The organism is Neobacillus niacini (genome assembly GCF_036961885.1).
Classification (GTDB): Bacteria; Bacillota; Bacilli; order Bacillales; family Cytobacillaceae; genus Neobacillus; species Neobacillus niacini_H.
The window spans coordinates 326403-336925 of record NZ_JBALNQ010000010.1 but is presented as its reverse complement, the minus strand read 5'-3'; the positions used below and the strand labels follow the sequence as shown (position 1 = coordinate 336925).

Genomic DNA, 10523 nt, shown 5'->3' with positions numbered 1-10523 from the left:
AAGTATTATACAATATCTAGTAGACGAATTTTGTCTAATTTTAGTATTTGCCTATAAAAATTATAACTTTTTGGAAGAAAATGTAGTTTAATAGTATAAATGCACTAATATAAGGATGTGAATGAATGCTAACAGTTATTTCGGTTTTAGGTTCTATGCTATTGATGTTATTAATTCATTTTTTATTACCACTTGGATATTCCACAAAAGGAAAGCTTATCATTGTCGTAACAAGTGGCTTGTTAGCATTGGGGGGACTTGCAGCAACTTCGACCATTCCTGTATATCAAACATTATTATTATTACTCGCTCTTTCCTTTTTTGCATCCTATATAATTGATAGTCGGATGACGAAAAGCTTGTATATGTCTAAAGAGCAATTCCTAGAAAAAGTTGATTTTGAGGATAGTGACTCTTCATTTATTTTATCAAAACAAACTGAGAAAAATTTAGATATAGAATTAATGGATTCTGAATTGGAAATTTCCGCTCCGTTTTCAGTAATAAAAACAGATGAAAATACTATTTCTATCGAATCGCTTGATGAAGATATTTCCTTCTTACAGGATCGAGAACTTGGTAGCAAAAGTAAGGAAGTCATAGAAGAGTCTGAACTTGAGGTTGGTTATTTATCAGATATTGAAAGTTTACTTGAGGATAATATCCAAAAGATAGAATTACAAGAAGAAAAGGTAGAATCACTGACTGAAGAAGGATGGCTAGATGAACTGGCAGAATTAACTTTAGTTAAGGAAGAAGAAAAAAGCCCTATCATAGAATATGAACGGGGCGACTTTGAATTAGACGAATTATTTGCCGATATAGAGGTTGCGGCAACAACTGACAATGACGAAAGCAAAACAAAGAAAGTGCTTGAATTACAAAAGTAACTTTTAAAGAAGTGGGGCATAAAGTTTGAACAAACAAAAACCATTCATTAAATTATTTGTTGTCCTTTTTTTAAGCACAGCAGTTATCTTTAGTTCTTCCCATTTTGGTGCTAAGGCATTTGAAAATTTTATCAATACTTCTGACGGAAAATACTCAGATGGTACAACCGTTGGTTCAATAGATGTTTCTGGAAAGACTGAAAGTGAAGTAATTTCTTTGTTGGAAGAGAATTATGTGGAATGGGTAAAAAATACAAAGTTTGAACTGCAATATAGTGAAAAGATTGTACCATTCGATGTAAACCTTATAAGTTTTGATGCAACCCAATCAGTGTACGCTATCAAGGACGGACAAGACAATACAGTATCAATGAACATCGATATCATGCCTGTTCAAGATCAAGTTAAACTTCAATTTCCACAACTTGATTCGAATACACTTGAACTGACAAAACTTAAAGCAGATTTAGTAAGTACGGCAGCAAAGTTCGAACCAGGGTCTTACTTATTTAATTTGAATAATGATTATCTAATTGCTGACGCTAGTAATAAAGGGAATGCAATTAGTAAAGCGATTGTTCGGTTAACCGAAACCCCCAATGATTTAGAAACAATTTTACTGGCAAATCCTGAATTGCAGATTGCTGAAGGTGCGACTTTTTCCTTGCTGGACTTTGCTAAGCAGCAGAAAATCGAAAGTTCAGCTTCACTAAGTCTGATAGCGACCGGTATCTATCAGTCAATCTTACCAACAAATTTTCAGGTTATGGAAAGAAATATCAGTCCTGCACTTCCAAATTATACTGCTGTAGGATTTGAAGCCAAGGTTAATGCTTCTGAAGGTGCCGATTTAATCATTGTTAATCCAAATACTACTCCATACACGATAAAACTAAAATTGGACAACAAAGATTTAATCGTTACGCTTACGGGACAACCGTTCCTTTACGATTATAAAATTATCAAGAAAGATGAACAACAATTAAAACCAAAAACAATTGTTCAATATAGTCCACTACTACTTCCAGGCCAAACGAAGGTGCAAAATACAGGTTTAGATGGGCAAATTGTGAAAATCTTCCGGGAAACTTATTCAGGTGAGCAAATGATTAACAGTGAATTATTATCAGAGGATTATTACGCACCTGTCTATACGGTTGAAGTACATGGGTTAATAGGAACACAACAGGCATCGGCAGAAACACCTACCACGGCAACAACTAATCCTACTGGAGTTCCATCAACGCAGCCTTTAGAAATGAACAAGCAGAATTCGGATGATGACCTTTGGGGGAAACTAAATGAACAACCAAAATAATTTAAGTAGTGATATAAAATGAAACAAAGCCGTAGAAGACTAGGAGATTTGTTAATTGAGGAAGGGTTAATTACCCCAGAACAGCTTCAAGCTACATTGGATGAAAAGGCTCCTAACCAAAAAATAGGTGATGCGCTGCTGCAAAGAGGCTTAATTACGGATCAGCAGTTGGCAGAAGTTTTGGAGTATCAATTAGGAATACCGCATATTAACTTGATGCATTATCCCTTTGATACCAATCTTTTTTCACTTATATCAAAAGAAACAGCTAGACGTAATTTGATTGTTCCTTTAAAAAAAGAAGGTAATAAGCTTTATGTGGCCATGGTGGATCCGATGGATTTCATCGTCATTGATGACCTTCGTCTTTCAACTGGCTTTCAAATTGAAACGGCCATTGCAACCAAAGAGGGTATCTTAAGGTCGATTAATAAATATTACAATATTGACGAAGGTCTTGAGGAACTATTTGATGAGCTTACCCCTAGTGAACGCGGGCGTGACGATGATATAAATGACCTTGATTCACCGATTGTGCGTCTAGTTAATCAGATCATAACCAATGCGGTTATTCAGAAGGCTAGTGATATTCATATTGATCCTCAGGAAACGAAGGTGGTTGTTCGTTACCGTGTTGATGGTGTGCTTCGGATTGAACGTGTATTGCCTCGACATATGCGCAGCGTGCTAACCGCAAGGGTTAAAATCATTTCCAATCTTGACATTACTGAGCACCGTATTCCACAGGATGGACGGATTAAGATGAACCTGGATTTCCATCCTGTCGATCTTCGCGTGTCTACCCTGCCGACAGTTTACGGTGAGAAAATTGTTATGCGGATATTGGACATGGGTGCGGCTCTAAATGATTTAAACAAAATTGGCTTTAATGCTCTTAATCTTAAACGTTTTTCAGAGATGATTGAGCAGCCGACAGGGATTGTCTTAATTACAGGACCTACTGGTTCTGGTAAGTCTTCAACCCTTTACGCCGCTCTTAATCGTTTAAACAGCGAACAAGTGAACATTATAACCATTGAGGACCCAGTTGAATATCAGCTTGAAGGAATTAATCAAATTCAGGTAAACACGAATGTGGGAATGACCTTTGCGGCTGGTTTACGGTCGATTCTTAGGCAGGATCCAAATATTATTATGGTCGGTGAAATTCGTGATAAAGAGACTGCCGAGACTGCCGTTCGAGCTTCATTGACTGGACATTTAGTGCTCAGTACACTGCATACCAATGACTCCTTAGGTACGATTACGAGGTTAATTGATATGGGTGTTGAACCGTTTTTAATTGCGTCCTCTTTAACGGGAATTGTTGCACAACGGTTAATTCGGAAGGTATGCCGTGATTGTGCTGAGGTTCAAGAAGCGACTAAACGCGAAGTTGATATATTTGCTCGCCGGGGAATGAAAATTGAAAAAATCACACGCGGTAAAGGCTGTCAATCTTGTAATATGACAGGCTATAAAGGACGTGTTGCCCTTCATGAAGTGCTTGTTTTGAATGATGATATGCGCAGGATTATTATGAATGAAGATTCAAATCATAAATTAAAAGAGCATGCAATAAAAAGTAAAACCATCTTCTTGATTGATGATGGACTATTAAAGGTAAAACAAGGGTTAACTACAACAGAAGAAGTATTGCGTGTAGCTATCTTGGAGTAGGAGAGCAAACATGATGAAAGAAAAAATTGAGAATATATTGCGGGCGGCACTTGAATTTAAGGCATCCGATATCCATCTAACTGTAGGGGTTCCCCCCGTTTTTCGTATTAACGGGGATATTAAACGATATGGAAAGGACATCTTGCTACCAGCAGACACAGAGGAAATTGCAAAAATAACCATCCCGGAAAACATGTATGATTTATTTAAGGAAAAAGGAGAGCTCGATTACTCTTATGGTCTTCCAGGAGTGTCACGTTTTCGTGTTAATGCCTATCATCAGCGGAAAAGTGTGTCATTAGCACTAAGGGTAGTTGCTTCCAAAACGCCAACCCTCGAAGATTTAGATTTGCCGAGGATTATTTCAGACCTTGTCGAGAAACCACAGGGATTAATTTTGGTCACAGGACCAACAGGTAGTGGTAAATCAACTACGCTTGCCTCGATGATTGACTATGTGAACCGAACAATGCGTAAGCATATTGTTACGTTAGAAGACCCGATAGAATATCTGCACAAGCATGCCAACTCAATTATTGACCAACGTGAAGTTGGGTTTGACACGAAATCCTATGCTAATGGTCTAAAGGGGGCACTCCGACAAGACCCGGACATCATTCTGGTAGGGGAAATGCGAGACCTAGAAACCATCGGTATTGCGATTACAGCTGCAGAAACAGGTCACCTTGTTTTGGGGACACTCCATACATCTAGTGCGCCATCAACGATTAACCGTATTATCGATGTGTTTCCACCAGCACAGCAGCCGCAAATTCGGGTTCAATTGGCCTCGGTATTAGTAGGTGTTATTTCACAGCGGTTATTCCCTACGGTTGATAAAAAAGGTCGTAAAGCAGCTACTGAAGTTCTTGTTAATAACCCGGCAATTGCAAATTTAATCCGTAATGAAAAAATTCACCAGATTCAAAGTACAATGCAAACGTCGCGTGCTCAAGGTATGCATACACTTGAAATGAGTATAAGAGATTTAATTGATCGTAATCTAATCCAAAAAGAAGCAGCAACCAAATACCTACAAGAAAAGATGATGCTGGATGGCTAGATTTAAATATTCAGGACGTGACAAACGTGGGAAGAAAGAGGGACAAGTTACTGCTGCTTCCAGAAGAGAGGCAATGGCAAAACTAAAGGAAGACGGAATACGTGTAATTGAAATGACCGAGGTTCCTGAAACCCTGCTTACAATGGAACTGACAATCGGAAACCCAGTAAAGCTGCAGCATTTTGTCATTTATTTACGGCAGTTTGCTACGTTAATGAAAGCTGGTGTAACAGTCGTTGAGGCTACTGAAATTCTTGCAGTCCAAACTGAAAGTAAAGCATTGAAAAAGGCATTAATAGCAGTGGAGCAAGACCTGCGCGAAGGAAACCCATATTCAGATTCAGTAGCAAAACATAAAAAGATTTTTAACTCGATGTTTATTAACATGGTTAAAGCGGGCGAAGTTGCTGGAAATATGGATGAAACACTGGAGAAACTAGCAGACGATTTTGAGAAGCAGCATGATACAGTGTCAAAGGTGAAGTCTGCATTGACATATCCTGCAGTTATTGGGGTACTTGCAATAGGTGCTGTTATCTTCCTACTAGTAGGAGTCGTTCCAACCTTCGTTACAATGTTTGAAGATATGGGAGCTGAGCTTCCAGGGATTACGAAATTTGTCTTAAGTGCTAGTGGATTTATGCAAAAGTTCTGGTGGCTAGTAGTCCTGATTATTTTTGCATTTATATTTGTAATAATTTATATGAAGAAAAATAAAAAAACAAAGTATTATTTAGATTACTTCCTTTTACGTATGCCGATATTTGGCAATATGCTGCAAAAGGCTGCATTAGCACGAATGATGCGAACGCTTAGTTCTCTATTCTCAAGTTCCGTTCCTATTTTGCAAGCGATGTCGATTGTTGAAAAGGTTGTAGAAAATGAAGTGATTGCCAGAGTAATTCGAGAGTCTCGGGGTTCTCTTGAGAAAGGCCGCTCGATGACAGAACCAATGATGAGTCACTGGGCATTTCCACCACTAGTGACTCAAATGATATCGATTGGGGAAAGTACAGGGGCCTTAGATTCGATGCTGTCAAAAATTGCAGAGTTCTATGAGAAAGAAGTTGAGCAAGGAACCGATCGGCTAAAATCCTTGATTGAACCAATTATGATTGTTTTTCTAGCGGGCGTAGTGGGTGTAATCGTACTTTCTATCATGATGCCAATGTTCTCTATGTTTGACCAAATGAGTTAATGTTACAAAATATCAGCAAATATTACAAATACGTTAAAATCAAGACAGGATACGATAAAATTCTCTTTTCTTTATCTTACAATTATTGTATACTCATAGAGAAATAATACTAGGTTCATAGAACCAAAAGGAGATGTAAAATGTTAAAAAAACTAGGTTCAAAACTTAAAGAACAAAAAGGTTTTACATTAGTAGAATTACTTGCAGTTATTGTTATTTTAGGAATTATCGCAGCAATTGCAATTCCTGCGATTGGAAATGTTATTAATAATTCTAAGGAAAAAGCTGCTGTTCAAGAAGGGTTACAAATTATTAATGCTGCGAAATATTATGTTTCAGACGTAAACCCTGATGCAGCTGAATTAGCATTACTTGGTACAAAAGCCACTGGATTAGATAAAGCTAAATTAGCTCCATATTTAGATCGTGTAGAAGATGATGGATTTACTGTAACAATTGATAGTACTACAACTGCTGGAAAATTAACTTATTTAATTGTTGATCACGAATCAAATGTTGTTGTAAATGGCAGTGTTGACGATAAAGATGTCGAAATTGCAGAACAAGAATTAGTTGATTGGGAATAAACCTAATGATAACTAGTTTGACTTTCTTCTATGGATTAGTATTTGGCTCTTTCTTCAACGTAGTGGGTCTAAGAGTACCATTGAAGAAATCAATTGTCGCCCCTCGTTCGGCATGTCCAACCTGTGGGCATCAATTAAAACCTTATGAACTTATACCAGTAATTTCATTTTTGCTCCAAAAAGGGAAATGCCGCGGCTGTCAGTCGCGGATTTCTCCTATCTATCCGTTTTTTGAATTATTGACTGGCATTTTGTTTGCAACAGCACCACTTGTAATTGGATGGTCCGGAGAGTTAGTGGTAGCACTTACGCTAATTTCAATGTTTATCATAATTGTTGTATCTGATATTCACTATATGATCATCCCTGATAAGATCTTAATCTGGTTTGCAGGGATTTTTTTATTGGAACGAATTGTTTGGCACCTCTCACCTTGGTGGGATAGCCTCCTTGGCGCTATAACTGGTTTCGTGCTTCTGCTCATTGTTGCACTTGTTAGTAAAGGCGGCATGGGTATGGGTGATGTTAAATTATATGCAGTACTGGGATTTGTCCTAGGTTTTAAACTAGTACTTCTATCTTTCTTTTTCTCTACATTATTTGGTGCCGTCATTGGCGGTTTGGCACTGCTTTTTAAAATTGTTAAAAGAAAGCAACCGATTCCGTTCGGTCCATTTATTGCAGCCGGGACACTGACGGCTTATTATTGGGGTTCGGAACTCATCGACCTATATATACAATTTCTTAATACAGCTTTTTAAGTAAGGGGTAATAAATATGGCATTTTCCCTCTTTTCATCCAAAAATCGAATCGTTAACCTGGTGGTAAATGATCATTCAGTTCGTTTTGCTGAATTAAAACAAGCGAACCCCCCTGCTGCACAAAAATGGTGCGAACGCTTCCTTCCCCCGGGTGTGATTACCGAGGGCAAGATTACAGATATTGATTCATTAGCAAATATACTGGAAGAGTGTATTGATGAGTGGAAAATAAAAGGGCGTCAGGTCCGATTCCTTGTACCTGATCCACTTGTGATCATCCGTAAAGTTTCCATACCAGCGGATATTCAGGATGATGAAATCAAAGGATACCTATATTTAGAACTTGGATCAAGTATACATCTTCCTTTTGAGGAGCCTGTCTTTGATTATTTTCCACTCACTAATAACGGGAAGACAAATGATTTGCTTTTATTTGCTGCCCCAGAACAATATGTCATGGAATATGCAGAGTTATTCTCTAGTCTGAAGCTTAATCCCATTGCAGCAGATATTTCACCACTTGCATTGTATCGTTTATTTTATCAACTCGGTCAAGCGAGGGAGAATGATGTATTGTTTACAGTGCAATTCGACTTAACTAGTGTTAACTTATGTATTTTTGAAGAAACCGTTCCACTTGTCATGAGACAGTTTCCACTTCCTTTTGATATGGAGAAATGGGAGATTAAACAGGATAATCTAGGATCAATGTTATTCAAATACACTGGTGACACGAATGATTTAGTTCTCCAGTTTGAAGATATTTTGAATGAAATTAGCAAGTTAGTCGATTTTTATCGATATACGCTATCCAACGAGAAAAAGGATATCACAAGGTTTCTTTTACATGGTGATCATCCAATGTTATCGGCGATTTTTGATGAAATGAAAGAAAGATTTGAGATTCCTGTCGATCAGATTGAACTTGAAGGAATTGAAAAGGGTAAAACAGGAAGCGTACCTGCTAATCTATTATTATCATTAGGTCTCGCTTTAAAAGAGGTGAAATGATGTTAGTAGAAATTAACCTGCTTCCCCAAAAAGAACCGAGAAAAACAAGCTTTTTTATTATTATCGCTGCAATGGCAGTTATTTTTCTAACCCTAGGAACTTATTATTTCTTCCAAATCCAATCAACTAAAAGTGATATTGCAAATATCGATAGTCAAATCAAGATGACAAAGGATTTGGCTGCGATAGAAGAAAAAAATGCAAATAAAAGTGAATCACAATTATCTATTACACTTCTAAAAAGCGCTGTGGAATGGGCGAATAGCTATCCCATTCAAACCATTCCTGTTATGCAACATTTGACAGGGTTATTGCCTGAACGTGGTTTTATCCAAACCTTTGCGTATACAGAGGTTGGCACTGTCACTATTTCCGTTCAATTTGATAACGTAAGAGAAGCTGCTTTTTTCTTAGAAAATTTAAATGAATCTGAATGGATTGGTGACGCTAATCTAAGTTCTCTGACTGCCAAGGAGCAAGAAGAAAGCAAAGAAGCAGTACCATCAACAGTCACTCAGAGTACTGACGGACAACAAACTAGTACGAGCCTAAATAACCAATCGATCGTTGTCACAACAGACCCGAATAACCCAAATAGTATCATTATCACGCCAGTTGATCCGAATACAATCGCTGCCCAAGAAACAACAACAGCGGCTCAACAGGAACAAGTGGATGTATTACCAAGGTATATTGGACAATTTGAGATTAAGTTTAATAAGGAAACGATTAAGAAGCTACTCAGTAAAGGGAGCGCAGATGAGAAAGGAGTGAAACAATCATGAAACTAAGTTTTTCAAAAAAGCATAAACTTAGTTTATTGATTGGCATTCTACTCATTGTTTTACTGGTTGTCTTTGCGCAATTCCTTAAGCTTTCACCACTGAAATCTGACTTAGAAACGAAAGAACAAACACTTGCCTCTGAGAAAAAACTACTAGATGTTGTGAGTGAAAAAAAACTGGATGAAACAAAACAGGTAACAGAAGATACTAGAGAACTACAGAAAAAGGTTCCCGTTAGCCCTTTACAGGAACAGTTTATTTTAGACCTTGAAAAGGCGGAGAACGTTTCAAATAGTAAGATTATCAGCATGAGCTTTTCAAAAGATGCTGATGTACCAATTGAGGCTGAAACTCCACCTGCTACTGAGACTGCTGAGATTACAGAAGTTCCTGAGGTTAAAACCGTTCAGGAAACACAAGCAGAGCAAGCAGCTCCCGCACCTACATCTGGTTTAAAGAAATTGACTGTGAATCTAAGTGTTGAATCACCTAAGTATGAAGATATTGAGAAGTTTATCGCCACACTTGAATCGTTAAAGCGAATTGTTGTGGTTGAATCGATCAATTACACTGGTGGAGAAGAGGTTACAACACTTGATCCTGAAAAAGTTAACGAACCTTTATCTTATACCCTTACGGTATCTGCTTATTACCTGCCAGGCTTAGATGATTTAATTGCTGAGCTTCCAAAAATCGATGCTCCGGAACCAGCCAATAAGAAAAATCCGCTAAATGCATTTTCAGATGTTAGTGAGAATTAGCCTTCTAAATACACAGTACAAAGGGTTATTACTATGAAAAAATTATTTCATTACAATGAAAAAGGATATTCTCTTATTGAAGTGTTGGCCGTCATTGTGATTTTAGGTATTATTGCGTCCATCGGTCTTGTTTCAATATCGAATGTTATCGCTGTTTCAAAAGACAAGACCTTTGTGAATAATGCATTAGCAATTGTACATGCTGCTGATTTGTACCTTAATGATGAAAAATTAGAAGATATATTTAGTGTTTCTAAAATTACTTATCAGGATTTATATAATTTGAATTACTTAAATGAATTCTCTGATCCTGATACAGGAAATGCATTACCTCCATCACCTTCAACGTATGTTGATGTAATTGATGGAAAAATATCTAGGGTCTGTCTTAAAGGAATTAACCGTAGCCTCTGCACTCCGGTAGATAATATCACAGTAGACCAGATAACAATTAATTAAATAATTTGA

The 10523-nt window shown here is 37.4% G+C and carries 11 protein-coding genes; all 11 read left to right on the top strand.

Translation table 11 applies throughout. From position 1 onward, the window contains the following. Positions 1–125: 125 nt before the first annotated feature. The 11 genes from V7124_RS06950 (at position 126) to V7124_RS06900 (ending at position 10514) form a co-directional block, all read left to right on the top strand. A complete protein-coding gene (locus V7124_RS06950; RefSeq protein ID WP_335487376.1) occupies positions 126–890 on the top strand; it encodes a hypothetical protein in 765 nt (254 codons plus the stop codon). Between the two features lie 25 nt (positions 891–915). Beyond that, positions 916–2208 carry a G5 domain-containing protein gene (locus V7124_RS06945; protein ID WP_335487373.1) on the top strand — a complete coding sequence of 431 codons (1293 nt, stop codon included), beginning with the start codon at positions 916–918 and terminating at the stop codon, positions 2206–2208. Between the two features lie 18 nt (positions 2209–2226). Then, on the top strand, positions 2227–3888 hold the full coding sequence (locus tag V7124_RS06940; RefSeq protein ID WP_335487370.1) for a GspE/PulE family protein: 1662 nt from the start codon (positions 2227–2229) through the stop codon (positions 3886–3888). Positions 3889–3901: 13 nt separating this feature from the next. Next, the gene (locus V7124_RS06935) at positions 3902–4951 is read left to right on the top strand and encodes a type IV pilus twitching motility protein PilT (protein WP_335487403.1); all 1050 of its coding nucleotides are present in this window, start codon (positions 3902–3904) and stop codon (positions 4949–4951) included. Next, a complete protein-coding gene (locus tag V7124_RS06930; RefSeq protein WP_335487367.1) occupies positions 4944–6149 on the top strand; it encodes a type II secretion system F family protein in 1206 nt (401 codons plus the stop codon). Before V7124_RS06935 ends, V7124_RS06930 begins: the two co-directional genes overlap by 8 nt. A 140-nt stretch (positions 6150–6289) precedes the next feature. Further along, positions 6290–6736: a prepilin-type N-terminal cleavage/methylation domain-containing protein gene (locus tag V7124_RS06925; protein ID WP_335487364.1), complete on the top strand. Its 447-nt coding sequence runs from the start codon at positions 6290–6292 to the stop codon at positions 6734–6736. 5 nt (positions 6737–6741) lie between these two features. Further along, positions 6742–7497 (top strand): prepilin peptidase, encoded by a 756-nt coding sequence (locus V7124_RS06920; protein ID WP_335487361.1) that lies wholly within the window; start codon positions 6742–6744, stop codon positions 7495–7497. Between the two features lie 16 nt (positions 7498–7513). Beyond that, entirely contained in the window at positions 7514–8509 is a 996-nt protein-coding gene (pilM, locus tag V7124_RS06915; protein ID WP_335487356.1) for a type IV pilus biogenesis protein PilM, read from the top strand. Continuing rightward, positions 8509–9294: a PilN domain-containing protein gene (locus tag V7124_RS06910; RefSeq protein WP_335487353.1), complete on the top strand. Its 786-nt coding sequence runs from the start codon at positions 8509–8511 to the stop codon at positions 9292–9294. The genes pilM and V7124_RS06910 overlap by 1 nt, the downstream gene beginning before the upstream one ends. Beyond that, entirely contained in the window at positions 9291–10055 is a 765-nt protein-coding gene (locus V7124_RS06905) for a pilus assembly protein PilO (RefSeq protein ID WP_335487348.1), read from the top strand. Before V7124_RS06910 ends, V7124_RS06905 begins: the two co-directional genes overlap by 4 nt. Before the next feature lie 33 nt (positions 10056–10088). Then, positions 10089–10514 (top strand): type II secretion system protein, encoded by a 426-nt coding sequence (locus tag V7124_RS06900; RefSeq protein ID WP_335487345.1) that lies wholly within the window; start codon positions 10089–10091, stop codon positions 10512–10514. Positions 10515–10523: the final 9 nt, after the last annotated feature.